The sequence below is a fragment of the Amycolatopsis granulosa genome, assembly GCF_011758745.1.
Lineage (GTDB): Bacteria > Actinomycetota > Actinomycetes > Mycobacteriales > Pseudonocardiaceae > Amycolatopsis_E > Amycolatopsis_E granulosa.
The window spans coordinates 5,331,459-5,355,191 of sequence record NZ_JAANOV010000001.1 but is presented as its reverse complement, the minus strand read 5'-3'; the positions used below and the strand labels follow the sequence as shown (position 1 = coordinate 5,355,191).

Annotated in this window: 24 protein-coding genes; 11 read left to right on the top strand and 13 right to left on the bottom strand. The window is 72.5% G+C overall.

Going from position 1 to position 23,733, the window contains the following annotated elements:
* Positions 1-77: 77 nt before the first annotated feature.
* The 5 genes from FHX45_RS26330 to FHX45_RS26310 are packed head-to-tail and all read right to left on the bottom strand — an operon-like array spanning position 78 to position 4,475.
* A complete protein-coding gene (locus FHX45_RS26330) occupies positions 78-896 on the bottom strand; it encodes a sugar phosphate isomerase/epimerase family protein (RefSeq protein ID WP_167107429.1) in 819 nt (272 codons plus the stop codon).
* 60 nt (positions 897-956) lie between these two features.
* Complete coding sequence (locus tag FHX45_RS26325; protein ID WP_167107426.1) at positions 957-2,039, bottom strand: iron-containing alcohol dehydrogenase; 1,083 nt, start codon at positions 2,037-2,039, stop codon at positions 957-959.
* Positions 2,036-2,950 carry a dioxygenase family protein gene (locus tag FHX45_RS26320; RefSeq protein ID WP_167107423.1) on the bottom strand — a complete coding sequence of 305 codons (915 nt, stop codon included), beginning with the start codon at positions 2,948-2,950 and terminating at the stop codon, positions 2,036-2,038. Before FHX45_RS26320 ends, FHX45_RS26325 begins: the two co-directional genes overlap by 4 nt.
* Positions 2,947-3,849, bottom strand: a complete 903-nt coding sequence (locus FHX45_RS26315) for a sugar phosphate isomerase/epimerase family protein (RefSeq protein WP_167107420.1) — start codon at positions 3,847-3,849, stop codon at positions 2,947-2,949. Before FHX45_RS26315 ends, FHX45_RS26320 begins: the two co-directional genes overlap by 4 nt.
* A gap of 8 nt (positions 3,850-3,857) precedes the next feature.
* Positions 3,858-4,475 carry a nuclear transport factor 2 family protein gene (locus FHX45_RS26310; RefSeq protein ID WP_167107417.1) on the bottom strand — a complete coding sequence of 206 codons (618 nt, stop codon included), beginning with the start codon at positions 4,473-4,475 and terminating at the stop codon, positions 3,858-3,860.
* Positions 4,476-4,694: 219 nt separating this feature from the next.
* On the opposite strand from FHX45_RS26310, the gene FHX45_RS26305 reads away from it, so the two are divergent.
* Positions 4,695-5,459 (top strand): IclR family transcriptional regulator, encoded by a 765-nt coding sequence (locus FHX45_RS26305; RefSeq protein WP_167107414.1) that lies wholly within the window; start codon positions 4,695-4,697, stop codon positions 5,457-5,459.
* An 88-nt stretch (positions 5,460-5,547) separates the two neighbouring features.
* On the opposite strand, the gene FHX45_RS26300 is transcribed toward FHX45_RS26305, so the two are convergent.
* Positions 5,548-6,894 carry an MFS transporter gene (locus tag FHX45_RS26300; RefSeq protein ID WP_167107411.1) on the bottom strand — a complete coding sequence of 449 codons (1,347 nt, stop codon included), beginning with the start codon at positions 6,892-6,894 and terminating at the stop codon, positions 5,548-5,550.
* Positions 6,895-7,120: 226 nt separating this feature from the next.
* Here FHX45_RS26300 and FHX45_RS26295 point away from each other — a divergent pair, with 226 nt between their 5' ends.
* On the top strand, positions 7,121-8,086 hold the full coding sequence (locus FHX45_RS26295) for an alpha/beta hydrolase (protein ID WP_167107407.1): 966 nt from the start codon (positions 7,121-7,123) through the stop codon (positions 8,084-8,086).
* Positions 8,087-8,146: 60 nt separating this feature from the next.
* Entirely contained in the window at positions 8,147-9,040 is an 894-nt protein-coding gene (locus tag FHX45_RS26290) for a shikimate dehydrogenase family protein (RefSeq protein WP_167107404.1), read from the top strand.
* Positions 9,041-9,492: 452 nt separating this feature from the next.
* On the opposite strand, the gene FHX45_RS26285 is transcribed toward FHX45_RS26290, so the two are convergent.
* Complete coding sequence (locus FHX45_RS26285; protein WP_167107401.1) at positions 9,493-9,873, bottom strand: VOC family protein; 381 nt, start codon at positions 9,871-9,873, stop codon at positions 9,493-9,495.
* Positions 9,874-9,954: 81 nt separating this feature from the next.
* Here FHX45_RS26285 and FHX45_RS26280 point away from each other — a divergent pair, with 81 nt between their 5' ends.
* Positions 9,955-10,200 (top strand): hypothetical protein, encoded by a 246-nt coding sequence (locus FHX45_RS26280; RefSeq protein WP_243869233.1) that lies wholly within the window; start codon positions 9,955-9,957, stop codon positions 10,198-10,200.
* Here FHX45_RS26280 and FHX45_RS26275 read toward each other — a convergent pair.
* The 3 genes from FHX45_RS26275 to FHX45_RS26265 form a co-directional block, all read right to left on the bottom strand.
* Complete coding sequence (locus FHX45_RS26275) at positions 10,197-10,958, bottom strand: methyltransferase domain-containing protein (protein ID WP_167107398.1); 762 nt, start codon at positions 10,956-10,958, stop codon at positions 10,197-10,199. The two genes, FHX45_RS26280 and FHX45_RS26275, sit on opposite strands and share 4 nt — an antisense overlap.
* Before the next feature lie 37 nt (positions 10,959-10,995).
* Positions 10,996-11,799, bottom strand: a complete 804-nt coding sequence (locus tag FHX45_RS26270) for an alpha/beta fold hydrolase (RefSeq protein ID WP_167107395.1) — start codon at positions 11,797-11,799, stop codon at positions 10,996-10,998.
* Between the two features lie 81 nt (positions 11,800-11,880).
* Positions 11,881-13,047, bottom strand: coding sequence for a GAF domain-containing protein (locus FHX45_RS26265; protein ID WP_167107392.1), 1,167 nt, complete (start codon positions 13,045-13,047; stop codon positions 11,881-11,883).
* A 150-nt stretch (positions 13,048-13,197) separates the two neighbouring features.
* Between FHX45_RS26265 and FHX45_RS26260 the strand changes: the two genes are divergently transcribed.
* Positions 13,198-15,015, top strand: a complete 1,818-nt coding sequence (locus FHX45_RS26260; RefSeq protein ID WP_167107389.1) for a flavin-containing monooxygenase — start codon at positions 13,198-13,200, stop codon at positions 15,013-15,015.
* Between the two features lie 50 nt (positions 15,016-15,065).
* On the opposite strand, the gene FHX45_RS26255 is transcribed toward FHX45_RS26260, so the two are convergent.
* The gene (locus FHX45_RS26255; protein WP_167107387.1) at positions 15,066-16,037 is read right to left on the bottom strand and encodes an SDR family NAD(P)-dependent oxidoreductase; all 972 of its coding nucleotides are present in this window, start codon (positions 16,035-16,037) and stop codon (positions 15,066-15,068) included.
* A gap of 138 nt (positions 16,038-16,175) precedes the next feature.
* Here FHX45_RS26255 and FHX45_RS26250 point away from each other — a divergent pair, with 138 nt between their 5' ends.
* A complete protein-coding gene (locus FHX45_RS26250) occupies positions 16,176-16,424 on the top strand; it encodes a hypothetical protein (protein WP_167107384.1) in 249 nt (82 codons plus the stop codon).
* 91 nt (positions 16,425-16,515) lie between these two features.
* Here FHX45_RS26250 and mhpA read toward each other — a convergent pair whose 3' ends face one another.
* Positions 16,516-18,036, bottom strand: a complete 1,521-nt coding sequence (gene mhpA, locus FHX45_RS26245; protein ID WP_167107381.1) for a bifunctional 3-(3-hydroxy-phenyl)propionate/3-hydroxycinnamic acid hydroxylase — start codon at positions 18,034-18,036, stop codon at positions 16,516-16,518.
* A gap of 55 nt (positions 18,037-18,091) precedes the next feature.
* A complete protein-coding gene (locus FHX45_RS28255; protein ID WP_167107379.1) occupies positions 18,092-18,961 on the bottom strand; it encodes a fumarylacetoacetate hydrolase family protein in 870 nt (289 codons plus the stop codon).
* A gap of 59 nt (positions 18,962-19,020) precedes the next feature.
* Between FHX45_RS28255 and FHX45_RS26235 the strand changes: the two genes are divergently transcribed.
* From FHX45_RS26235 to FHX45_RS26215, 5 genes are all read left to right on the top strand, one after another.
* The gene (locus tag FHX45_RS26235) at positions 19,021-19,701 is read left to right on the top strand and encodes a FadR/GntR family transcriptional regulator (protein ID WP_167107376.1); all 681 of its coding nucleotides are present in this window, start codon (positions 19,021-19,023) and stop codon (positions 19,699-19,701) included.
* Between the two features lie 10 nt (positions 19,702-19,711).
* Complete coding sequence (locus FHX45_RS26230) at positions 19,712-20,956, top strand: DUF3500 domain-containing protein (RefSeq protein ID WP_208406136.1); 1,245 nt, start codon at positions 19,712-19,714, stop codon at positions 20,954-20,956.
* Positions 20,957-21,156: 200 nt separating this feature from the next.
* Positions 21,157-21,966 (top strand): IclR family transcriptional regulator, encoded by an 810-nt coding sequence (locus tag FHX45_RS26225; RefSeq protein ID WP_167107373.1) that lies wholly within the window; start codon positions 21,157-21,159, stop codon positions 21,964-21,966.
* A gap of 29 nt (positions 21,967-21,995) precedes the next feature.
* Entirely contained in the window at positions 21,996-23,246 is a 1,251-nt protein-coding gene (locus FHX45_RS26220; protein WP_167107370.1) for an MFS transporter, read from the top strand.
* Between the two features lie 87 nt (positions 23,247-23,333).
* The gene (locus FHX45_RS26215) at positions 23,334-23,708 is read left to right on the top strand and encodes an STAS domain-containing protein (RefSeq protein WP_243869230.1); all 375 of its coding nucleotides are present in this window, start codon (positions 23,334-23,336) and stop codon (positions 23,706-23,708) included.
* Positions 23,709-23,733: the final 25 nt, after the last annotated feature.

Sequence of the window (23,733 nt, the reverse complement as noted above, 5' to 3'; positions counted from 1 at the left end):
CTGCCCGACCGCGGCGCGAAGACCATCTCCACGTGAGCGACCGGCCTCCATCGCGGCGGCGACCGCGGTGGGCGGTACTACCGGAGCTTGGACTGCTCCAGCACCCGCAGGGTGGTGAACATGACCTCCTCGGAGACGACATCGAGGGGAAGGCACTCGAGGGCGTCGGAGATCGGTTCAACGCTGATCGGCGGCAGGTGCTCGGCCGACTCGCGGATCCTGCGGAGGAACCCCGCCGTGTCCAGGCTCCCCCGGCCCGGATAGGTCCGGAGATGGCGGGCTTCGCGTGCGAGCGGCACGCCGGGGCGGGCCGAGACGTCCGACAGCTGCACTACGGCCACGTCGCGCAACGCATCCGGGTCGATCTCCTCGACGGCGCTCCCGGATCGGAAGAAGTGCACGATGTCGAGCACGATCGCGGCGTTCGGGGTGCCGGCGTGCGCCACGAGCTGCCGGGCCGAGGCCAGATCGCGTACCGCCGAGTAAGGCATGAACTCGACCGCCACCGGAGTGTCCGGGTGCCGCCGGCACAACGCGGCGAACTCATCGGCGATCCGGCCCGGGTCACCGGCGAACGCCGCGGTGTGCACCCGGTCCGGCTCCAGGACGCCGATGAGGTCCTCGACCAGGCCGTTGGCGTATCGCGTCGGCCCCTCGTCGCACAGCCGGACGAGTTCGAGCTCGGCCAGGGCCAGGCCCGCATCGGCGATGCGTTCCGGAAGCTCCTCCAGCGCGATCCCCCGTTCCAGGGCCGACACGCACTGGCCGACCGTCAGCCCGATGCCGGAGAAGCCACTGGCGGCGGCGGCGGCGAGGATCTGCGGGAACGGCCGGTCACGGAAGCAGATCGCGCCCAGCGCGAGCGGAGCCGGCGAGTTCGGGTAGGCGAAGGACATGTGGGGTCTCCCTCACGGGTAGCGGGATCTCGAGGACGATCAGGCCGGCCCGGCCGGGACTCAGGACCGGCGCGACGCGGGCGGTGCCGGGGTGGCCCCGGCCAGTGCGCCGGCGAGCAGTTGACGCAGCCCAGTCTCGGTGACTGGGGCAGGGTTGGCGTACGGCGCTTCGAGGACCCGACGGACAACGGCGTCCACCCCGTCGGCCGGCATCCCCAGCGCCGCCAGCGACATCTCCGCGCCGAGCTCACCGGCCAGGTGGAACAGGTGCGTTGCCGGATCCGCCGCGCCGAGCGCGTTCTGCAGCGCGTCGCGCGCGGCAGGACAGGCGGGGAGGTTCGCAGCAAGGACATGGGGAAGCAGTGCGGTGTGGAGCTCGGCGTGCGGCAGGTCGAAGGTACCGCCCAGCACGTGGCAGAGCTTGTGGTGCAACGACATCGTGGTCGACTCGAGCACGGACCCGGCGAGCCAGGCGCCGTAGAGGGCGTCCGAGCGGGCGTCGAGGTCGTCCGGGGCTGCGACGACCCGCGGCAGGGCGGCCGTGAGCGCTCGAACCGACTCGGCGGCGATCAACGAGGTGATCGGCGACGCGTCCGGTGCGTAGAGGGCTTCGGCCGCGTGCGCCACGGCGTTCATGCCGCTGGTGAGCGACAGCCGGGCGGGCAGCGTCACGGTCAGGGCCGGGTCGTACACCACCACCGCGGGCCGTACCCGCGGGTCCCGGCCGGTGGTCTTGCCGCCGGCGTCGGTCAGGCCCCACACGGAGGTCATCTCCGACCCGGCATACGTCGTCGCGACAGCGATGATCGGTAGCCCGCTCTCCCGTGCGACGGCCTTGGCCAGGCCGACGGCGGAGCCCCCGCCCACGGCGAGGCAACCGTCGGCCTCCAGCTCGCGCGCCCGGGCCGCCGCGTCCCTCGCGGCCTGGACCGGCACGTGCATCCGCGCGCCGTAGTGCATCCCGGCGACCCAGCCGCCCAGCGGGACGACGAGCCGGGCAGCGAGCTCGGCCTGCCCCCGCGTACACACGACCAGCAGCCGGCGCAGTCCCAACCGCTCGACCTCGGCGTGGAGGAGGCTGCCGGCGCCGACACCGAAGACCACCCGCCCGGGACGGCTCTCGTGGACGAAGTCGCGGCTCACCGCTGGTCCGGCCCGGGGAGCGGGTCGAGGACGATGTCGAACTCGATCAACCGGAACGGCGCGTCGACTCCGTAGTGCTCGGCGCGGATCGGGTCGTCGACGACCGTGACCGGGCGGATCAGGGACCGCTTCACGCCGAACACCGTGTCGGAGTCCAGGTACGGGCTGCCCTCGACGAAGACGTGGGTGGTCAGCGCAGCGTGCCCGGCGGCCTCGGCGATGACGTGGATGTGCGCGGGGCGGTTGGGGTGCCGTCCGCTGACGGCGAGCAACTGTCCGACTGGACCGTCGTCGGGGATCGGATAGTAGCGGGGCACGACCGTCCGCAGCCAGAAGCGGCCGCGCTCGTCCGCGCTGAACAGCCCACGCAGGTTCCGCTCGGGCTGCACGTCCGGCTGCTGCACGTCGTAGTAGCCGGCGCCGTTGGCTTGCCACACATCGACCAGCGCGCCGGGCAGGGGCGTCCCGTCGGCGGACCGGATTTGCCCGGCGAACACGCAGGGCTCGCCGTTGCCGTCGAGGGAGATGTTCGCGCCCAGCTCACGACGTGGCGACTCCACCATGTGGAACGGCCCGACGACGGTGGTGTCGGTGGCCGCGGTGGATCGCCGGTTGTTGATGGCGTCGACGAGCATGGACACCCCGAGCACGTCGGAGAGCAGGACGAACTCCTGGCGGGTGTCGCTGCACTTCTGTCCGACGGCGGTGAGGAAGTCCACGGCCTGCTGCCATTCGGCGTGCGAGGGCTCGATGTCCTTGACGAACGCGTGCAGATGCTCGACCAGGCTGGTCAGCACGTACTTCAGGCGCTCGTCGCGGGTGTTCCGCAGGCTCTCGATCACGACGCGGGCCGAGTTCTCCTCGCTGAAGCTGTGCTCGCCGGGCTCCGCGCCCGGCCCGTGAACGGTCATCCCGTGCCTTCCTTGGTCCGTTGCAGGTTCGTCGTCCAACCTCGCCCCGCCGGCCAGCCCGCCGCGGCGAGCACTTCCGCACCGGCCGCCGCCGCGACCGCGGCGGCTCGAGCGGCCGGCAGGGCGTCGAGATCGTCGGAGAAGACCTCGACCGAGACCGGGCAGCCGATCCCGTGCTCCTTCAGGGCGGCGACGAACGCAGCGGTGCCGCCGGCCGCTCCGGCCCCGTGGCCCGGCAGCTCGCGGTGGTGGCGGGCCTCGTACTTCAGATCGGGCAGGGCATCGGTCCGCGCCTCGCACAGTTGCAGCGAGGTTACCCGTTCGGGTGGGACAGCGGCGAGGTCGCGCAAGGTCGCCGCGGAGCGCCGCCAATGCCAGACGTCGAGCACGATCCCAGCATTCGCACTACCGGCTGCCCGTACGATCTCCCAGGCGTACCGCAGTGTCCGGACGGCGGTGAAGGGCAGGAACTCCAGCCCGACCAGTACGCCGTACCTGGCGGCCCGATCGCACAGGCGGCCGAACGCGTCCACGAGCGCCGTCGTTTCGTACTCGGCGAACATCGACACGTTGAGCTGGCGGAAGCCGACGCTCTCGGCGAGACGCCAGAGCTCGGCTTCGGCCGGATCCGGGATGGGCTCGACCCAGTCCCACGAGTGCTCCAGCTCCAAGATCCGCAGGCCGTGCTCCTCCAGTGCCGATCGCAGGCCGGACTCGGACAAACCGCTGTCGCGGTGGTCGCCGAGCTTCAGCCCGAGACCGGAGAACCCGGCGTCCGCAGCGGCCCGCAGACGCGTGGACAGACCGGCCCCGCGAAGTGTGCTGGCGCTGCAGGTCAGGTCGAACCGCCTGGCGGCGGCTCCGGGCCCGGCCGGCGGCACCGGGGACGACGCGCTCATGCCCGGCCTCACCGGTAATCGCCGGCTGTTCCGGCGCCGGCCAGCCACTCCGCCCCTTCGTCGTAAAGCCGTTGCACCGCCTCCCCGGTCAGGCCCGGCAATCCGGTCTTGACCGTGAAGCCCGCCTTCGTCTGCAGGTAGCCGAGATGGCGGTACCCCACCGGGAACCGCGCCAGCAGTCCGGAATCCAGTTCGAGGCGGTCAGCGGGGTCGACGACGTCGAGGCGGTCCATCTCGTAGATCGGTTGCCGGCGGACGATCTTCCAGTCACCGTCGTACCGGGTGCAGAAGTCGTAGAAACGACCCGTGCAGACCACGTCGGCCTCGACGCCTTCGATGTCCGCGCGCTGGGTGATCGTCATCTTGGTCTGCGCGATCGCCCGGTCCCCGGCGACCGAGGCACTGTGCCCTCCGAGGAAGTGGAGGATGCGGACACCCTGCTCGAACCCGCGCTTGCTGACCGCGATGAACTCGGTCGCCGGACCCTGGAACCACGTCGCGGTCATCCAGCCTTCGCTCGGGTGCCACACAGTGGCGAACCGGTCCCAGTCGCCGGCGTCCCGCCACAGCACCCAGTTCTCGACCAGCTCCCGCAGGGCCAGTGTGTCCTCCCGGCTTGCCGACACCTCGTGAACCTCCTCGTTTCCGGCAGTTGCTCCGGCTCCGGCCCGGCGGCACGATCACCCGCCACCGTCCCGTCGCCCCTGCCACTCGCCACGGACCCGGGTATGGTGCGGCCTCGCGGCGACCAGGCACCAGAGTGCGCTGCCACTCAGTGACAGCCGACCCTGGAATCGTCGCTGGACGGGTCCTACGGTCGTGGCACCGGACGGGAGGTGAGCGCAATGGCCGGCCGGATCGGCACGCCGGGAGAATCCGTCTCACACCGGCTCCTCAGCATCCTGGACAGTTTCGATATCGCCCATCCCGTGCTCACGCTCACGCAGGTTGCGCAACGCAGCGGCCTCCCGCTGTCCACCACGCGCCGCTTGATCGGCGAACTGCACAGCTGGGGCGGACTGGATCGACTCGAGGACGGCGGGTACCGCATCGGTATCCGCCTGTGGATGATCGGCTCACTCGCCCCGCAGCAGCGGGGGCTGCGTGAGGCCGCGGTCCCCTACATGCACGATCTCTTCGAAGCGACGCAGGAGAACATCCAGCTCACGGTGCTGGACGGCACGCAGACCCTCTGCATCGAGAAGATCTCCAGCAACAAGGCGGTACCCACGCGGACCCTCGTCGGCGGGCGGCTGCCCTTGCACGCGACCGGGGTCGGCAAGGCCCTCCTGGCCTTCTCCGGGCCGGAACTGTTCGCGGCGCTCGTCGGTACCGGTCTGCCCAGGATGACTCCCCACACGATCATCGAACCCGGCCGGCTGGCGGCAGCCCTGGCCGAGGTCCGCAAATCCGGAGTGGCCTACTCGTACGAGGAGATGACGGTCGGGGCGGTGTCGGTGGCGGCGCCGATCCTGGGTCATGACGGGCGGCCGCGCGCCGCGCTGGGCATCGTCGCCCGCTCCCTGACCGCCGTCGACCGCCTGGCGCCCGCGGTGCGGACCGCGGCGCTCGGCATCGCACGCTCGATCAACGGGAACCGCGCTGCGTGACCACGGCTCGCGCACCTCGGCGCGACCGCGGGTAGCGCGGTGCTGGTGGTTCCGCACCACCCGGTGAGGGTGGTGCGGAACCGCGGCATCAGACCGGGCTTCCGGTGCTGGATCCGGCTGATTCCACCACATCGAGGCGCTTGTGGAGCGTCTCCGGGCTCATCACCGTGGCCACCAGCGAGATCAGCGTGGCGCCGACCAGGTACAGAGCGACCGGCAGCCAGCCTCCCCCGCTCCAGGCGACCAGACCGGTGGCGATGAACGGGGCGAACCCGCCCCCGATCATGCTGCCGATCTGGCGGCTCAGCGCCGTTCCGCTGAAGCGGACGCGGACGTCGAAGAGCTCGGGATAGTACGACGACTGGATGGCGCTGATCGCGTCGTGACCGCCGTTGAGCAACACGATGTAGGCGAGACCGATCAGCACCACGCTCCCGCTCTGCAGCGCCCAGAAGAACGGGAACGACACGACTGCCGTCGCGGCCACGGCGCCGAGGTAGAGGCGGCGCCGCCCGATGCGGTCCGACAAGGCACCGAAGAAGGGCAGGGAGACGAACCCGAGTCCGGCGCTCACGATGGTCGCGACGTAAAGGCTCGAGCGGTCGAGGCCGAGGTACTTGGGTCCGTAGGACAGAACCCACACCGTGGCGAGGTAGAACGGAACCGATTCCGCCAGGCACATCAGGGCGACGCGCAGGATGCTGGGCCAGCTGGTCCGGAAGAGCTGCCGGACCGGCCGCCGAGCCACCTGGTCGCGGCGCTGGACCTCGGCGAAGACCTCGGGCTCGCTGATCCGGACGCGGATGTAGAGCGCCAGCGCGGTGATGGCGACGCTGAGGAGGAACGGGATCCGCCACCCCCAGTCCTCGAACGCACCGCCGGGCAGCTGGGAGCACGCGGCGAAGGCAGCGGTCGCGAGCAGCATACCGGCCATCGAACCGACGCCCGTCGAGCTGGCGAACAGCCCTCTGCGCCGTTTCGGGGCGGACTCCAAGACCATGAGCGCCGCCCCCGCCCACTCACCGCCCACGGAGAATCCCTGCAGGAAGCGGGCCAGAACGAGCAGGGCCGGAGCGGCGACGCCGATGGTCGCGTAACCGGGAAGCAGCCCGATCAGCACGGTCGCGGTGCCCATGGCGAGGAGTGAGCCGATGAGGACGCGTTTGCGGCCGATCCGGTCGCCGAGGCTCCCGAGGACGGCCGCTCCCACCGGACGGGCGAGAAAGCCGGCACCGAAGGTGGCGAAAGCCGCCAGCGCGCCGGCCACCGGATCCGCGCTCGGGAAGAATTGGCGCGAAAGGACAGTCGCCGCCGCCAGGCCGTAGAGGAAGAAGTCGTAGAACTCGAGTGTGGACCCGAGGAAACTCGACCACACGACTCGTCTCGTTCCCGCATCGGCCCGGGAATCCTGTTGCTGATCATCGGCAGTCGCCATCGACGCCTCCTGTAACTCTCGCGCACTCACCCGGGGTGGTGCGGCTCGTCCTCGTAGGGTCACCTCGTCCCGGGCTCCGCACGTGCAGAACGACGCTGCGGGCTGGTGCGGACACGCCGGTAGCGGGAACGGTAAGCGCCCGCCGCACGCGGCAGATAGCCTGAAGGTCCACTGAGTGGCAGCGAGCCGGACCGGCCGGGGGTGGGTCTGATCTAGGGTCCCGGCCATGCACCCCGCGATCGCCGAGTTCCTCGATCAGCACGGCCGTGATGGTCTGGAGGCGCTCCTGCCCGAGAAGTTCACGCCCGAGACGGTCGCCCGCACCGCTGCCGCACTCCGAGCGCGGGACGAGCAGGTGACCGTCCCGGGACGGCAGACCAGCACCGCTGCCGAAGCGTGGGACGAGCGAGTCGGCAACGGTCCGCTCGTCCGGATCTACCGCGTACCGGATCCGGATGCGCAGCCCGCCGTGCTTTTCCTGCACGGCGGAGGGTGGATGACCGGCGGCCTCGGCACGCAGGACCACGCGTGCCGGCGCCTCGCCGCCGCCGGCGTGACCGTGGTCAGCCTGGACTATCGCCTCGCTCCCGAACATCCGTTCCCCGCGGCGCTCGACGACTGCGCAACCGCCATGACCTGGATGGTGCGCGAAGCGGGACGGCTCGGGATCAGCATGGCCGGTGGCGTCGCGGTGGTCGGCTGCAGCGCCGGTGGCACTCTGGCCGCTGCGCTGTCACTGCGGTCGCGTACCGATCCCGGTCTCCCGGTCACGCTGCAGGTTCTCGTCTACCCGGCCCTCGATCCCACGAGGTCGGCCCCTTCTCACCGAACATTCGCATCCGGATTCTCGCTGACCTCCCGGCAGGTGCGCTTCTACTGGCACGCCTACGCGGCGGGGCACCTGGACAACCCGCTGGCGGCACCCGCCACCTGCCGGGAGCTGGGTGGCGCGCCGCCCGCCGTCGTGCTCACCGCGGAGTGCGACCCGTTGCGTGACGAGGCGGAGAGGTACGCCGCACGCCTGGCCGCGGCGGGCGTGCCCGTGGTGCACCGCCGATACCCGGGAATGATTCACGGGTTCCTCCGGCTGCACGACATCGTGCCTGATGCGGACGAAGCGGTGGACTACATCGCCCGGGCGGTGGGAACCAGCCGGAGGGGCGCCACTGAGTGGTCGTCGAAGAATGACTGACGGCGCCATGCACACCTAACGTCCACGCAGCAGCCAGTCGCTCGAGGAGGAGGCAAGCTCATGACGATACCCGGCGCAATCAGCGGGTCCACCCGGCTGGTGGGCGTGATCGGTGATCCGATCCAGCAGGTGCAGGCTCCTGCTTTGTGGACGGACCTGTTCCGGGCGAACGGAGTGGACGCTGTCTGCGTTCCGATGCACGTCACGACGGCGGGGCTCGGCGAGCTGGTCACGGGCGCCGCTCAGGTGCGGAACCTGATCGGGTTGATCGTCACGGTGCCGCACAAACCGGCCGCCTTCGCTCTCTCCCGGCGAGCGAGCGCCCGCGCCCGCCGAACCGGCGCGGCAAACCTGCTGCGGTTCGAGCGCACTGGGCCGGACGGACTCGTCGAAACGGTGTCCGACATGGTGGACGGGATCGGGTTCGTCTCGGCGTTGCGCGCCAGGGGATTCGACCCCGGGGGCAAATCGGTGCTCGTCGTCGGAGCCGGCGGGGTCGGCGCAGCCCTTGTCGACTCACTCGTGGAGGCAGGGGCTCGCTCGGTCCTCGTCCACGACAACCTGCCGGGCCGCGCAGCCGCCCTCGCCGAGCGCTTCGGCCCGGCGTCGGGTGTGCGTGCGGGACAGCGCCCGGGCGGGCCGGACCCGGCAGAGGTGATGGCCGATCTCGTCGTGAACGCCACGCCCATCGGCATGCGGGCGGAGGACCCCCTCCCGTTCGACTGCTCGCGGTTGCGGCCCCCCACCGTGGTCGCCGACGTGGTCGCGGCCCCGGACACCACGCGACTCATCGAGTTCGCCGAATCCCGGGGCTGCCAGGTCCAGCGTGGCATGGCGATGATGCACCACCAGATCCCCCACGTCGCGCGGTTCTTCGGCTGGACCGAGGGGATGTGGTCGCCGGAACCCCCCGCTATCTCCGGGGCGGCACGGGTGGGCGCACCGCGCGGGTAACCCCTCGGGTGCCGGCCCGCGCGACGGTCGTGCCGCCGGGCGGCCCCAGGAAGCCGCGCCGGGAGGGCACACCGAGGCGCGCATCTCCTGGGTGGTGCCGCCCCCCGCACGCCCACGCGCTGATGGTCCCGCCCAGGGCCGGCTGTTGTGGCGGTGCCCGGGTCCGTCCGCGATCTCCAGGTACTCGTCGAACAGCAGTCAAGCGGTGAGACGTGCTCGGGCCCAGTTCGGTGTCGTGCGAGGGACCGCCTCGATGGTGATGCCGCCGGTCCCCCGCCCGACCGCCTCGGCGGCGCGGAGAATCACCGGCTCCACCGGCGAGTGCAGGAACCCGACCGGAGGCGTTGTCGCAGCGGACCCAGTCCCGGCTGCGCTCGCGAAAAACCTTTCCACGCGGCAGCGAGCCCGGCAGCTGAGAGTCCACTCACCCGAGTGACACCGCCCTCACCCGCTCATCCGCCGTGGTGCACCGCCTCCACGTTGTGGCCGTCCGGGTCGCGCAGGAACACCGCGTAGTAGCCCGGGTGGTACTCGGGCCACTCGCGCGGCTCGTGCAGCACCTCGACGCCCGCCTCGACGGCGGCGGCGTGCACGGCGTCCACCGCCTCCCGGTCCGGCGCCCGGAAGGCGACGTGCAGCTCCCGGGTCTCGTCACCACGGGCGGGGCCGAACCAGAAGGCGGCCTGCCCGTCCGGACCGGACATGCCCACCACGACCCCCTCCCCCACCGGGAAACGGACCGCCTCGGTCAGCCCGATCGGCGCGAAGACGCGTTGGTACAGCGCGGCGGACGCCTCGACGTCGGCCACTTGAACTCCCAGGTGATCCAGCATGGGCGCAGGCTAACCGGCACCACCGACACTTTCCGGTTTCGTCGCGCACAATGGGAGGGGCAACCGTGGAGAGGGGATGCCATGCCCGACGAGACCGCCATGCCCGACGAGACCCCACCCGAGGGCGGCTACAGCGAATCGGGCGTGCCGAGCTTCGACTTCGTGCGTGACCGCATCGAGAACCGCTACACGACGGCCCTCGGTTCGACCGAGCTCGCCGGGGAGACGCCGGAGGCCGCCTCGTTCGACGAGAAACTGGCAGACCGGGACCGCGCCGCGCGGGACAGGCTCGCGGAGATCCGGCGTTCCCTGCGCGGTGACGACTAGCGGGTCCGTCCCGGGCCGTGATCTCGGTGCTCCGGCTTGCGCCACACCGAGATGTGCTTCCCGCTCTCGCCGGTGAACGGCTCGCGCGTCCAGCCCGCCCAGCGCTCCCGCAGCCGCAGGCCGGCCAGCTGGGCCATCAGGTCGAGCTCGGCGGGCCACACGTACCGGAACGGGATCGACCGGAACCGGCCGCGCCCGCCGGTCACCTCCACGTAGTTGGAGCTCATCGCCTGCGTGGCCACGTCGTACACGTCGTAGGCCCAGCTCGTGGTGCCGACCTGGAACGGCACGACCGTCTGGCCGGCCGGCAGCTGCCGCAGTGCGGGAACCACCACCTCGATCACGAAGCTTCCACCGGGCGCCAGGTGCACGGCCGCGTTGCGGAAGCACGCGACCTGCCCGGCCTGGCTGGTCAGGTTCATGATCGTGTTGAACACCAGGTACACCACGGAGAACGTGCCGTCCACCGTCGTCGTCGCGAAGTCGCCGATCGTCACGCCGATCGCGTCGCCGCCCGGTTTGGCACGCAGCCGCGCGACCATCGCGCGCGAGAGGTCGATGCCGTGCACCGGTACGCCGCGTGCCGCGAGCGGCAGTGCGATCCGGCCGGTCCCGATGCCCAGTTCCAGTGCCGCGCCGTCCCCGGCCAGCCCGGTCAGGAACGCGACGGCCGGTTCCACCACGCCGGGCGCGAACTCGGCCGCCGACGACTCGTCGTAGGTCCCGGCGACGTCCTCGCCGAAGTAGCCGTCGTCCACGGCCGGACCGTAGCGCGACGGCGGGGTGCGGTGCGCCTCATTTCCCGCCGAGGAACTCGTCGAGCGCCTTCGCCGTCGCCTCGGCCGGGATGCCGTGCCCGGCGCCGCCCGGCACCTCCACGTAGGTGGCCCGGGCGAGGTGGTCCGGGAGCGCCTGGGCGGCCTCGCGCAGCCCGGGCCACGTACCGCTGCCGCTGAGCACCAGGACGTCGAGGTCCAGGGCGCGCATGGCGGCCGTCGGCAGGTTGGGTGCGGCGGTGAGCGTCGCGTCGTAGACGACGGTCTGCGCGACCGCCTCCAGCTGCGGCCACAGCGGCGACCGCCGGAGCTGCTCGACCACCTCGCGCGGCAGCCCGATGCCCTCGATCTGCATCGTCGCCACCGCGTCGCCGCGCCTGCCCTCGTCGACGAGCGCGGCGAGCTTCCCGGACAGGTCCTTGGCGGAGCCCGCCAGCCCACCGAGCGCGAACGGCGGCTCGTACAACGCGATCCGCGTGATCGCCGGTCCGGCCACGGCCGCGTGCAGGGCGAGGATGCCACCGGAGGAGAATCCGAACACCGCGGCCGGCCCGCCCTCGGCGGCGATCACCGCGGCCAGGTCCTCGACCTCACGCTCGATCCGGTAGTCCGCGGCCGCGCGGAGGGCGTCCCCGCTGTCCCCGCGCCCGCGCCGGTCGACGCAGACGACCGTGTACCGGTCCCGCAACGCCTCCGCCACCGGCGCGCACGCCGTCCGGTCGTTGAACGCACCACCGAGGAACACCACGAGCGGACCGCTGCCGTCCCGCTCGTAGGCGATCGTCGTCCCGTCCGCCGAAATCGCCGAGCTCACTGATCCCATGCCCGCCTCCTCTGCCGTGGGTGGTGTCGGGGTGCCGACGAACGGGCGGCCGACCGGAGGACATCCCGCACGGCGCCGGGCTCAGCGCACGGTCATCCGCACGCCGTCGGCCAGCCGGTAGGGGCGGGTGTCGACCAGCGCGCCCAGCAGCCGCCGCAGCCGCGACACCTCGGCGCGCACCGTCACGACGTGGTCGGCGTCGCCGTACAGCGCACGGCTCAGCGCCTCCGCCGACAGCCCGGCCGGTCCAGCGCGGTGCAGCAGCGCGAGGATCTCGGCGTGGCGGCGGGTCACCGGGCGGCGCCAGCCGGTGTCGCCGCCCTGCAGGACGAGCAGTGGCGTGCGGGTCAGGTCGAGCTCCAGCGACACCCGCCGGTCCGGGCCGGCGGGCCGGATCAGCCAGCCCTCGGCCAGCCGCTCCGGCAGGCACGCGCCCAGCCCGGGCACCGCGATCGGGTCGCCCTGCGCGGGGGCGGTGATGCGGTCGCCCACGGAGACGCCGCTGCCGGCCGCCACCCAGCCGTCGTCGTCGACCAGCAGCGCGGGACCGGCCGCCAGCAGCGGTTCCCCCAGCCGGCGCAGCCGGTCCAGCCGCCGCTGATGACCGTGCCGGATCTGCGACTCGGCGAGCCTGCGCCCGGTCTCCACGAGCGCCCCGATCGCCGGGTGCAGCGTCAGCGCCGGGCCGCTCACGTCGATCACACCGGCCAGCTCCCCGGTGCGCGGGTCGTGCACCGGGGAGGCCGTGCAGTACCAGGGGTGCTGGTCCTGCTCGAAGTGCTCACCGGCGAGCAGTTCGACCGGTGCCGCCTCGGCCAGGGCGGTGCCGATCGCGTTCGTGCCGACCCGCTCCTCCGTCCATTCGGCGCCCTCGAAGAACCCGAGGTCGTCGGCGCGGCGGCGCACCGCCGGGGTGCCCTCGCGCCACAGGATCACGCCGTCGGCATCGGTGACGACCAGCAGCACGTGCGGCATCGCGCCGAGCACCTGCCTGAGGTCGCCGACCGCGTCCCGCAACGGGGAGTTCTCCCGCCGCCGGGCCAGCTCGTCCTCGCCGAGCCAGTCGCGGGCGTTGAGCCCGTCGGCCTTCAGCCCGAGCCCGAGCACCCGCTCCCAGGACCGGAACACCACATCGCGGGGCCGCAGCGGCGCGCGGCCACCGGTGATGACCGCGTCGTGCATGCGGATCAGCTCGCGGGCGTAGGCGGGCAGGCTGCAGCCGGGCGGGACTGCGCCGGGCACGCTCACGGGCCACCTCCGCACCAGTGCGTCGACGATCGAGCATAAGTGCCCCGGCACCCGTCGCCAAGGCGTGCAATTCGCTGCAACCGTTGCCACCCGCACGGGCAGCGAGTGTGATCGCGGTTACATCCCCAACGGCGAGGACGAGGAGTGGCGATGACTCAGACGATCGGCCGGGAGGCGCCGGCCCGTTCGCCGCAGGCGCGCGTCGACGCCTGGCTGGCACGGTTCGAGGCCGCGCTGGCGGCACGCGACGTCGCGGCGGCGGCCGGGATGTTCGCGGTGGACAGTTTCTGGCGCGACCTGGTCGCCTTCACCTGGAACATCAAGACCGTGGAGGGCCGGGAAGGTGTCGCCGGCCTGCTGTCGGCCTGCCTGGAGGGCACCGATCCGTCGGGTTTCCGCACCACCGAGACGCCCACCGAGGCCGACGGGGTCACCGAGGCGTGGCTGAAGTTCGAGACCGCGACCGGGCGCGGCAAGGGCCACCTCCGGCTCACGGACGAGGGTGCCTGGACGTTCCTGACCAGCCTGCGCGAGCTCAAGGGCTTCGAGGAACCGCAGCGCGAACGTCGCCCGAAAGGGGTACGCCACGGCATCGTCCGGGGACGCCGGTCGTGGGCCGAGGAACGCGAGCTGGAGAAGCAGGAACTCGGCTACGAACGCCAGCCGTACGTGGTGGTGATCGGCGGCGGGCAGGGCGGCATCGCGCTCGGTGCGCGGCTGCGGCAGCTGGGGGTGCCCGCGCTGGTGCTGGACCGCCACGACCGTCCCGGCGACCAGTGGCGCAAGCGGTACCAGAGCCTGTGCCTGCACGACCCGGTCTGGTACGACCACCTGCCGTACCTGCCGTTCCCGGAGAACTGGCCGGTGTTCGCGCCGAAGGACAAGATCGCCGACTGGCTGGAGATGTACACCCGGGTGATGGACGTGCCGTACTGGACCCGGTCGGAGGTCCGCTCGGCGTCCTACGACGAGCGCACCGGGCGGTGGACCGTCACCGTCGACCGGGACGGCGACACCGTGGTCCTGACCCCGGAACAGCTCGTGTTCGCCACCGGCATGTCGGGCAAGCCGAACATCCCCGCGTTCCCCGGCATGGACGTCTTCGAAGGCGATCAGCACCACTCCTCGCAGCACCCCGGCCCGGATGCCTACGCGGGCCGCAAGGCCGTGGTGATCGGCTCGAACAACTCGGCGCACGACATCTGCGCGGCGCTGTGGGAGCACGGCGCGGACGTGACGATGGTGCAGCGGTCCTCGACGCACGTGGTGAAGTCGGATTCGCTGATGGAGATCGGCCTGGGCGACCTGTACTCCGAACGCGCGGTGGCCGCCGGGATGAGCACCGACAAGGCGGACATGGTGTTCGCGTCGCTGCCCTACCGGATCATGCACGAGTTCCAGATCCCGGTGTACGAGAAGATCAAGCAGCGGGACGCGGACTTCTACGAGCGCCTGGAGCGGGCCGGGTTCCGGCACGACTGGGGTGACGACGGGTCCGGCCTGTTCATGAAGTACCTGCGGCGCGGCTCCGGCTACTACATCGACGTCGGCGCCTCCGAACTCGTCGCCGACGGCAAGATCAAGCTGGTGCAGGGCCAGGTCGACCACCTGACCCGGGACGCCGTGGTGCTGGCTGACGGTACCGAGCTGACGGCGGAGCTGGTGGTGTACGCGACCGGCTACGGGTCGATGAACGGGTGGGTCGCCGATCTCGCCGGCCAGGAGATGGCCGACCGGGTCGGCAAGGTCTGGGGCCTGGGCTCGGGGACCACGAAGGATCCCGGGCCCTGGGAGGGCGAGCAGCGGAACATGTGGAAGCCCACCCAGCAGCCGGGGTTGTGGTTCCACGGCGGGAACCTGCACCAGTCGCGGCACTACTCGCTGTACCTGGCGCTGCAACTGAAGGCGCGCTACGAGGGGATCCCGACGCCGGTGTACGGGCTGCAGGAGGTGCACCACCTGTCCTGACCCGGAGGTGCGGGCCCGGCCGCCGTCAGGGGTGGCCGGGCCGGCGCGTGTCAGAACGCGTTCACCCCGGTCAGCTCCGCCGACAACGCCCACAACCGCTCCGCCTGCTCCGGGTCGGTGGCCCAGTCGCGCACGCCCTGGAACAAGCCGGGCCGCCCGGGCCCGGACGGCAGGGGCTCGCCGGAGGCCGGCTCGGCGATGTCGCAGTCCTCGCAGTACACCCCGCCCATCCCGGCGAGCTGCGGGGACGTCGCGGCCCACACCTGCGTGGCGGCGCCCTGCTCCGGCGTCTTGAAACCGGCGGCGACCGGGTTGCCGTGCTCGTCGACCCAGCCGTTGGCGATCTGCTCGTCCAGCGGGATGTGCCGCTGCAACGGGGTCAGGATGCTGCCGGGGTGCAGGGAGAACGCCCGGATCCCGGACGGTTCGGCCAGCTTGTCCAGGTGCACGGCGAACAACGCGTTGGCCGTCTTGGCCTGCCCGTAGGCCTGCCACTTGTCGTAGCCGCGCCGGAACCACGGGTCGTCCCACCGGATGCCGGAGAAGTGGTGACCGCGCGAGGACACCGAGACCACCCGCGCGCCGGGGGCGATCGCCGGCCACAGCCGGTTCACCAGCGCGAAGTGCCCGAGGTGGTTGGTGGCGAACTGCGCCTCCCAGCCGGGGCCGACGCGGGTTTCCGGGCAGGCCATGATCGCGGCGCTGCCGATCAGGATGTCGATGCGCCGCCCGGAGGACAGGAACCGCCCGGCGAACGCCCGCACGCTGTCGAGGTCACCCAGGTCCAGCTCGTCCACCTCGGCGAGGCCGCCGAGCGCCGCTCCGGCCGCGTCCGGCCGGCGGGCCGGGACGACGACGTGCGCCCCCGCGTTCGCCAGTGCACGGGTGGTTTCCAGGCCGAGGCCGGAGTAGCCACCGGTGACGACCGCCAGCCTGCCGGTCAGGTCGATGCCCCGCAGGACCTCGGCCGCGGTGGTGGCCGCGCCGAAACCGGAACCGATCTTGTGCTGTTTCGTGGGCATGACCCCGACGTTAGGTCCTGGAGCACGCTCCAGGTCAACTCGCGATTTCTCCATCAGATGCTTGACTGAATCTACAGTGCGCGCTACATATATGACATCAGCGATGTGGACGCGGAGCTTCCACGGGAGTGAGTCGCGATGCCGGACACGGTGCTGGACGAGTTCGAGTTCGCCGACCTGGTGTGCGCGGACCCGGACTGGCTGCACGAGGAGTTCGCCGCGATCATCGACGCCGGTTTCGGCGACGGCGCCGAGCCCGCGGACGAGCACCCGCGCCGCCTGCCGTGCCCACCCCCACTCCCCCCGCCCGCCGGCCGCCCACGTGGCCGGGCGCGGGTGCAGCTGTGGCGGCGTCAGCGCTCACCTCCGGGAGCGCGACGGCCCTGACGATCGAGGAAAGGAGGGACACCGCGCACGACATTTCCCTGACACATCCGCGATCTCTTCCTGGCCCCGCCGCGGCCCGCGGCGGGGCATTTCACTGCCGGGCCACCGGCACCGCGCGCGGCGCGGCGTCGCGCTGCCCCTGGACCGCCGCCACGAACTCCGCCGCCAGCCACGCCGGATCGCCCGCGCCGAACACGTGGAAGTCGGGCCGCACCAGGACCGCGGGAGCGTCCAGTTCGGACAGCCACCGGGTGTAGGTGCCGTCCACGTCGGCCACCTCGTCCAGCGCGACCCGGGAAATGCCCAGCGCCGTCAGGTCCGGCCCGGCCAGCGCGCGCGAGTCGCGGGCGATCAGGGCGCCCGGGCCGCCGAAGACGTCGTCGAACCAGCCGGTCACCCCATCGGCCGACACCCGGCCCTGCAGCGCCAGGCGCCCGCCCGCCGCACCGGCGTGCACGCCCGGGCCGAGCCCCGGTCGCGGCGGCGCCGGCGGTGTTCCGCCCGCGGCCCGCTCGGCGATCAGCCTGCGGTCCCGTTCCGCGGCCTCGGCCGGGTCGGTGATGCAGATGACCTTCCCCAGCTCCACCGAGAACCGCACGAACGCCTGCACGTGGTGCGACCGTTCACTGCCGTAGGTGTCCAGCAGCTCCGGCCCGGCGAGCCCGCGCAGCACCAGATCCAGTTTCCAGCTCAGGTTCATCACGTCCCGCACGCCCGCGCCGAGCCCCTGCCCGGCGAACGGCGGCATCAGGTGCGCGGCATCGCCCGCGAGCAGCACCCGGCCCGCGCGCCACCGCCGCGCCCAGCCCGCCTGGAACGTGTACGTGGAATGCCGTTCCAGCTCGGCGTTGTCCGGGGTGACGCCGTGCGGGGCGAGCAGCTCCCACGCCTTGGCCGTGCGGTCGAGGTCCGCCGCGGACTCGTGCGGCAGCCGCATGAACTCCCAGCGCCGCCGTCCCGGGCCGCCCGGCACCATCGTGGCCGGCCGCCGCACGTCGCAGGACTGGCCGGCGATGTGCGGGAAGTGCAGTTCCGGCCCGGGTTTGACGTCGACCACCAGCCAGTCGTGGAAATAGCCCTCGTCGTGCCACCCGGCACCGGCCCACCGCCGGACGCGGCTGTTCGCGCCGTCGGCGCCGACGATCCAGGCCGCGGCCAGGGTCATCCGCTCACAGCCCCGCCGCGCCGTCACCGTCCCCGCCGCGGCGTCGAGGCCGGTCGCCTCCCAGCCGCGCAGCACCCGCACCGGCGGCAGGCCGCCGGCGAGGGCGTCGAGCCGCGCCTCCAGCGCGGGCTGGCTGAAGAAGTAGGTGTTGTACCAGCCGGATTCGCCGCGCCCGCTCCAGTCCACCTCGACCAGCGTCTCGCCGTCGCCGTTGCGCCACACGTACAGGTCGTCGTAGGGCTCGGTGACGTCCGGGATCGCCGACGGCGGCAGCCCCACCGACTGCAGGATCCGGGCGACGTCCGAGCAGTGGGTCACGGCGCGGGGCAGCGGGTAGTCGGCCTCGTTGCGGTCGAGGACCACCACCCGGTGCCCGCGCCGGCCCAGCTGGATCGCCAGGAGCTTGCCCACCGGTCCGTACCCGACGACTGCGACGTCGAAGTCCACGACGACCTCCCGGTCCTGGTTTGCCTGACCGGGGGAAGATAGGTGCGGGCAGCGGTCAGCCGGCCCCCTGCTGTCCCGGTTCCCGGGACAGCAGCCGGTGCCCGGGCCCCACGATCGGGTTGCGCAGGACACCCAGCCGGTCCACCTCGACCTCGACCACGTCACCCGGCTGGAGCAGCCACCGCGGGGTGCGGGCGTACCCGACCCCGGCGGGCGTGCCAGTGGCGAGCAGGTCGCCGGGCCGGACGGTGAACGTGCGCGAGATGTGCGCCAGCGTCTCGCCGACCGGGTAGACCATGTCGGTGGTGTTGCCGTCCTGCACGATCTCGCCGTTGACGCGGGTGCGGACCCGCAGGCCGTCACGCAGGTCGCCGACCTCGGCGGCGGGGACCATCGGGCCGAGCGGGCCGGAGGAGTCGGCGTTCTTGCCGAGGATCCACTGGGAGGTCAGCTTCTGCGCGCGGCGGGCGGTGACGTCGTTGAACGTCGAGTACCCGACCACGGCGGCGAGCGCGGTCCCCGGGTCGGCGTCGGCCAGCGGGCGGCCCACCCACGCCACGATCTCGCCCTCCCAGTCCAGGCCTTCCTCGTCGCGCGGCACCGGGATCGGCGCGCCGCCCACCGTCAGCGACTGTGTCCAGCGCGCGAACAGCGTCGGGTGCTCGGGCAGCCCGGCGTCGCGGTAGGAGCCCTCCGCGGCGTGCTCGCGGTAGTTCAGCCCGATGCAGATCACCCGTGCCCCGGGCAGCACCGGCGGCACCAGCCGCGGTTTCGGCACCCGCTCCCCTGCCGGTGGCCGGGCCAGCCAGCCCTCCGGAGCGGCCCAGAACTCCTCGAGCCCGGCGATCAGGGTCACCGACCCGTCCGCGGCGAGGCTGCCCACGGTGACTCCGCCGGCGCCGCCCGCCACTCCCACGATCCGCATCCACTGCTCCTTCGCGCGAAACCTGCTAAAGGTTAGAACCTTTATGCTTGAATAGCACGATGACGAAGCTGACGGACCTGTCCACCGGCGGGCGCACCCGCGCCGAACAGCTCGCCGCCCTGCTGGAGGAGCGCATCCGCACCCTCGCGCCGGGCGAGCCGGTGGGCACCATCGAGGACATCCGCCGGGAGTCCGGGCTGGCCAGGGCGACCGTGAGCGAGGCGATCCGGCTGCTGCGCGACCGCGGTGTGCTCGCGATCAAGCCCGGCCGCGGCGGCGGCCTGTTCGCCGCCGAGGCCGGCCCGGTGGTGCGGATGCGGCGCACCCTGCTCGCGGTGCGCGAGGAACCGTCCGCGGTCGCGGACGCGATCGAGCTGCGCAACCACCTGGAGGAGCTGATCGACGTCGGCGCCGCGCGCTGCCGCACCGCCGCGGACGTCCCGCGCCTGCGGTCCCGGCTGGACGCGATGGCCGCCGCCGGGTCCTGGGGCGAGTTCGTGCGGGCGAACTGGGCGCTGCACGAGGAGATCGCGGCGCTGTGCCCGAACGCGATGGCCCGCGCGGTCTACCTGGGCACGCTCGGGCACCTGTCCACCACCGAGCCGAACCTGTCCGGCCCCGGCGCCGGGTCCTACCGCGCCCGCCGCTTGCGGGTCCACGCCGACCTGGTCGACGCCATCGTGGCCGGCGACGAGGCGGCCGTGCGCGCCGCCGTCGCCCGGCACCACATCACCGACTGAGGAGCCGCCGGTGTCCCCCGCCGAATTCCGCCGCTACCTGTTCCCGCCGGACTCCCCGCGCATCACGAGCATCCAGGGCATGGACGCCTACGCCTACGCCGAGGCCGCGAAGACCGACCCGTTCACCGGCGGCCTGATCCGCGGCTGGCGGCCGCTGCAGCTGCGGGAGTTCCGGGGTGTCACCGAGGACGGCAGCCTGCACCCCGAGGTTCACCCGTTCGAGCCGGCCCGGCCCGGCGAAGAGGCACCCGTCCAGGCGATGATCGCCGCCGCCCGCGCCCTGGAGTCGGCCCTCGACGAGGAGGGCCGCGGCAAACTGCGGTACGCGGTGGACGCGGTCGAGTGGCAGACCTGGGCCAACCGGGAGTTCCTGCAGTTCGACACCGGCGTCCGGCTGGAATTCCAGCCGCCGGAGGTGCAGCGGGCCGCACTGGAGCTGGTGCGGGCCTCGCTGTCGCCCGAAGGCTTCCGGCTGGTACGGGACGTGATGCGGATCAACGGGTTCCTCGGCGAGGTCGTCGGCCTGACGAGCATCCTCAACGAGTTCAGCTACCACATCGCCCTCTACGGCGAGCCGCATCCGGTGCGGCCGTGGGGCTGGCAGCTGTCCGGGCACCACTGCGCGGTCAACTGCCTGGTCGTGGCGGGACGGATGGTGGTCAGTCCGGTGTTCCTCGGCGCCGAGCCGAACGAGATCGACGAGGGCCCGCACGCCGGTACCACCGCCTGCACCGACCGGATCCGCCTGGGCACCGACCTGATGGCGGCACTGCCGGCGGACCAGCGGCGCGCGGCCGTGGTGTACGAGCGGATGGTGGACCCGGCGATGCCGCCCGGCCGGGTGCACCCGGGCGACGAGCGGCACCTCGCCGGCGCCTTCCAGGACAACCGGGTCATCCCGGCCGAGGGCATCCGGGTCGCCGCGATGCCGCCCGCGGCGCGCGAGATCGCGCTGGCGATCGCCGGGTCGTTCGTGTCGCTGCTGCCCGCGGGGCCGCGCGCGGCCCGGATGCGCGAGGTGCGCGGGCACCTGGACCGGACGTGGTTCTGCTGGATCGGCGGGCACGAGCCGGGGGACGTGTTCTACTACCGCATCCAGTCCCCGGTGCTGATCGCCGAGCTGGACCACCACTGCGGCGTGTTCCTCGACTACGACGCGCCCAAGCCGTTCCACATCCACACGGTGCTGCGCACCCCGCACGGCAACGACTACGGGCGCGCGTACGTGCGTGCCTGGCAGGACCGGAACGGGTGAGCGCGAAGGCCCGGCGGCGCACCGGCACGAGGTGGGCAGCCTGATCGTGCAGCCGCGCGGTCGCGCAGTGTGGTCGCCTCACTACACTCGCCGGGTGTTCCACCCCGATCCCGGACTCACCACCCTGGGCGAATACGCGCTGCCCGACGCCGAGGGTGGGTGGCGCATCCGCTCGCTGACCGTGACCCGGACCCGCTGAGATGGCCGATCTCGCGCGGGTCACGCTGGTGCTGGACACCCTCGCGGAAAGCCGCCACGGTCTGACCGTCACCGAACTGGCGGTCCGCACCGGACTGCCGCGGTCCACCGTGCACCGGGTGCTGCAGTGCCTGGAACGCGAGCTGTACGTGGTGCGTGCGCACGAGCCGGACCAGTCCGGGTACGTGCTCGGGCCGGCGCTGCTGAAGTTCGGCATGAACAGCCACCTGCGGCTGCTCGCCGCGACCCGGCCCGACCTGGTCGTGCTCGCGCGCGAGCTGCACGAGCGGGTCGAGCTCGCCGTGTTCAGCGGGCGCGAGGTCGTGGTGGTCGACCAGATCGCCGCGCCGGCGCGGCTGCGTGGCGTCACCCAGGTCGGCAAGAGCTTCTCGCTGCACGCCAGCTGCATCGGCAAGGCGCTGCTGGCCCGGCTGCCGGATGCGCGGGTGACGGAGCTGCTGCCGCCGCGCCTGGACCGGTTCACCCCGGCGACGATCACCGACCGGGACGTGCTGCTCGCCGAACTGACGGCCGTGCGCCGGACCGGCGTGGCGGTGGACCTGGAGGAACACGATCAGGGGATTTCCGCGGTGGCCACCACCCGCCCCGGACCCGGCGGGACGTGGCAGGCGGTCGCGGTGGTGATGCCGAGCCACGCGTTCGCGGGGAAGTTCGCGGCCGTGGTGCGCGGGTTGCGGCGGGTGAACGCGGAGATCGACGTGGCCGCGGCCCTGGACCTGCGGCGGGCGTGCCTGCTGTCCCGGGAACCGGGACGGACCGGTTCTGCGGGACCGGCCGCGACCGCACCCTGAGACCGCCACCACCCGCCGGAGGGACACCGATGAAGCTGGCCTACCCGCCCCGCACCGGGGCGTCCGCGGCATCACGGCACGTCGTCGTCGCCGTCTGCACGATCGTCACCGTCATCGAGGGGTACAACCTCATCGTCTACGGCTCGGTGGTGCCGCTGCTGCTGGCCGACCCCTCCCTGGGCATCACCGACAGCGAGACCGGGCTGATCGGTGGCGTCGTCTACCTCGGCGCGGTGCTGGGCGCGCTGCTCGCACCCGTGCTCGCCGAGCGCACCAGCGCCAAGAGCACCCTCGGCACCGGCGTCGTGGTCTTCGGCCTCGGCGCACTGGCCTTCGCCGTCGCCACGAACGGCACGATGCTGGGGTTCGCGCGGCTGCTCAACGGCCTCGGCGTCGGCGCGGCCCTGACCACCGCGATGACCATCGCCCGCGACCAGGCGCCTGCCCGGCGCGCGTCGCTGGTCGTGACCATCACCATGGCCGGTATCCCGCTCGGCGGGGTCGTCGCGGCGCTGCTGGCGATCCCGGTGCTGCCCGCGTTCGGCTGGCGCGCGATGTTCGCCGTCGGTACCGCGCTCAGCGTGCTGATCTTCGCCGTCCTCGCGCCGCTGCGGTTCCCGGCCGGCCCGGCGCGGACGGCGACGGAACCGGCGTGGAGTGGCCGCCGCAAGCTCGCCGCCCTCGTCGCCGGCCGCGGCAGGTGGATCACGCTCGCGGTCGCCGGGGCGGTCATCGCGAACATGATCGCCTGGCAGGGGCTCAACGTGTGGGCGGCGCAGGCGATGATCGACCTCGGGTTCTCGCTGCGCGGTGCGCTGCTGTTCACGTTCGCGCTGACCGGAGCGGCCGTGCTCGGCTCGTTCGGGACAGCGTGGGCCGCCGACCGCCGCGGCAGCGCGCGGATCGCCGTCGTCACCGGCACGTGCACGATCGCGGGCCTGGCCGGGATGCTCACGCTGCCCAGCGGTGCGGTGACCGCCGCGCTGCGCATCGCGCTGATGGGCATCGGCGGTCACTCGACGATGAACCTGGTGCACACCACGACATCCACGGTGTTCCCGGCGCCCGCGCGCGCCGCGGCACTCGGCTGGTCCAACGGAACCTCGTTCGTGGGCGCGTTCTTCGGTCCCACGTTGGGCGGAATCGCGATCGGCGCGGGCGGTGCGCGTGCCCTGTTCGGTACGTTCGCCGTCGCCGCCGGAGTGTGCCTGGTCGCGGTGACCGTGCTGTTCCTGTTGTCCCGCAAGGAAGGCACTCCCCCTGCGCCGATACCCCGGTGACCCCAGGGCAAACCCGCCCCGCAAGGGGTCGTCCGGCGGTGTCACGACTCCGCTGCCGAATCCGGGCTCCGTGGGCATGATGGGCGGATGGCACCACCCAGCGACGATCCCGGACTGGCCGCGCCCGCGCGCACGATGACGGTGTCCGCGGAGCACCGCGGCCCGGACGTCGTGCTCACCGCGACCGGCGAACTCGACCTCGCGACGCTGCCCAAGCTGCGCCGCCTGATCCGGCTCGCGCTGGTGGACCGGCCGCGGCTGCTCGTGCTGGACCTGTCGGAACTGCGGTTCGTCAGCTCCAGCGGGCTGGGCCTGCTGGCGACCACCCACCGCGAGGCCGCGCCGGCCCGGCTGCGGGTGGTGGCCGGGCCGGCCGTGCGCCGCGCACCGGCGTTCACGGGTCTGCGGGAGTTGCTGGACGTCCGGCCGTCACTGGACGACGCGCTCCAGGACCCGGAGTGAGGCACGTCCAGCGGTGGCGCAAACG

What these genes read in the sequence shown, in the direction of transcription:
- FHX45_RS26330 (WP_167107429.1), bottom strand. Translation starts at nt 896, where the DNA reads ATGTCCTTCGCCTACCCGAACTCGCCGGCTCCGCTCGCGCTGGGCGCG.
- FHX45_RS26320 (WP_167107423.1), bottom strand. Translation starts at nt 2,950, where the DNA reads ATGACCGTTCACGGGCCGGGCGCGGAGCCCGGCGAGCACAGCTTCAGC.
- FHX45_RS26315 (WP_167107420.1), bottom strand. Translation starts at nt 3,849, where the DNA reads ATGAGCGCGTCGTCCCCGGTGCCGCCGGCCGGGCCCGGAGCCGCCGCC.
- FHX45_RS26305 (WP_167107414.1), top strand. Translation starts at nt 4,695, where the DNA reads ATGGCCGGCCGGATCGGCACGCCGGGAGAATCCGTCTCACACCGGCTC.
- FHX45_RS26300 (WP_167107411.1), bottom strand. Translation starts at nt 6,894, where the DNA reads ATGGCGACTGCCGATGATCAGCAACAGGATTCCCGGGCCGATGCGGGA.
- FHX45_RS26295 (WP_167107407.1), top strand. Translation starts at nt 7,121, where the DNA reads ATGCACCCCGCGATCGCCGAGTTCCTCGATCAGCACGGCCGTGATGGT.
- FHX45_RS26290 (WP_167107404.1), top strand. Translation starts at nt 8,147, where the DNA reads ATGACGATACCCGGCGCAATCAGCGGGTCCACCCGGCTGGTGGGCGTG.
- FHX45_RS26285 (WP_167107401.1), bottom strand. Translation starts at nt 9,873, where the DNA reads ATGCTGGATCACCTGGGAGTTCAAGTGGCCGACGTCGAGGCGTCCGCC.
- FHX45_RS26280 (WP_243869233.1), top strand. Translation starts at nt 9,955, where the DNA reads ATGCCCGACGAGACCGCCATGCCCGACGAGACCCCACCCGAGGGCGGC.
- FHX45_RS26270 (WP_167107395.1), bottom strand. Translation starts at nt 11,799, where the DNA reads ATGGGATCAGTGAGCTCGGCGATTTCGGCGGACGGGACGACGATCGCC.
- FHX45_RS26260 (WP_167107389.1), top strand. Translation starts at nt 13,198, where the DNA reads ATGACTCAGACGATCGGCCGGGAGGCGCCGGCCCGTTCGCCGCAGGCG.
- FHX45_RS26255 (WP_167107387.1), bottom strand. Translation starts at nt 16,037, where the DNA reads ATGCCCACGAAACAGCACAAGATCGGTTCCGGTTTCGGCGCGGCCACC.
- FHX45_RS26250 (WP_167107384.1), top strand. Translation starts at nt 16,176, where the DNA reads ATGCCGGACACGGTGCTGGACGAGTTCGAGTTCGCCGACCTGGTGTGC.
- FHX45_RS28255 (WP_167107379.1), bottom strand. Translation starts at nt 18,961, where the DNA reads ATGCGGATCGTGGGAGTGGCGGGCGGCGCCGGCGGAGTCACCGTGGGC.
- FHX45_RS26235 (WP_167107376.1), top strand. Translation starts at nt 19,021, where the DNA reads ATGACGAAGCTGACGGACCTGTCCACCGGCGGGCGCACCCGCGCCGAA.
- FHX45_RS26225 (WP_167107373.1), top strand. Translation starts at nt 21,157, where the DNA reads ATGGCCGATCTCGCGCGGGTCACGCTGGTGCTGGACACCCTCGCGGAA.
- FHX45_RS26220 (WP_167107370.1), top strand. Translation starts at nt 21,996, where the DNA reads ATGAAGCTGGCCTACCCGCCCCGCACCGGGGCGTCCGCGGCATCACGG.
- FHX45_RS26215 (WP_243869230.1), top strand. Translation starts at nt 23,334, where the DNA reads ATGGCACCACCCAGCGACGATCCCGGACTGGCCGCGCCCGCGCGCACG.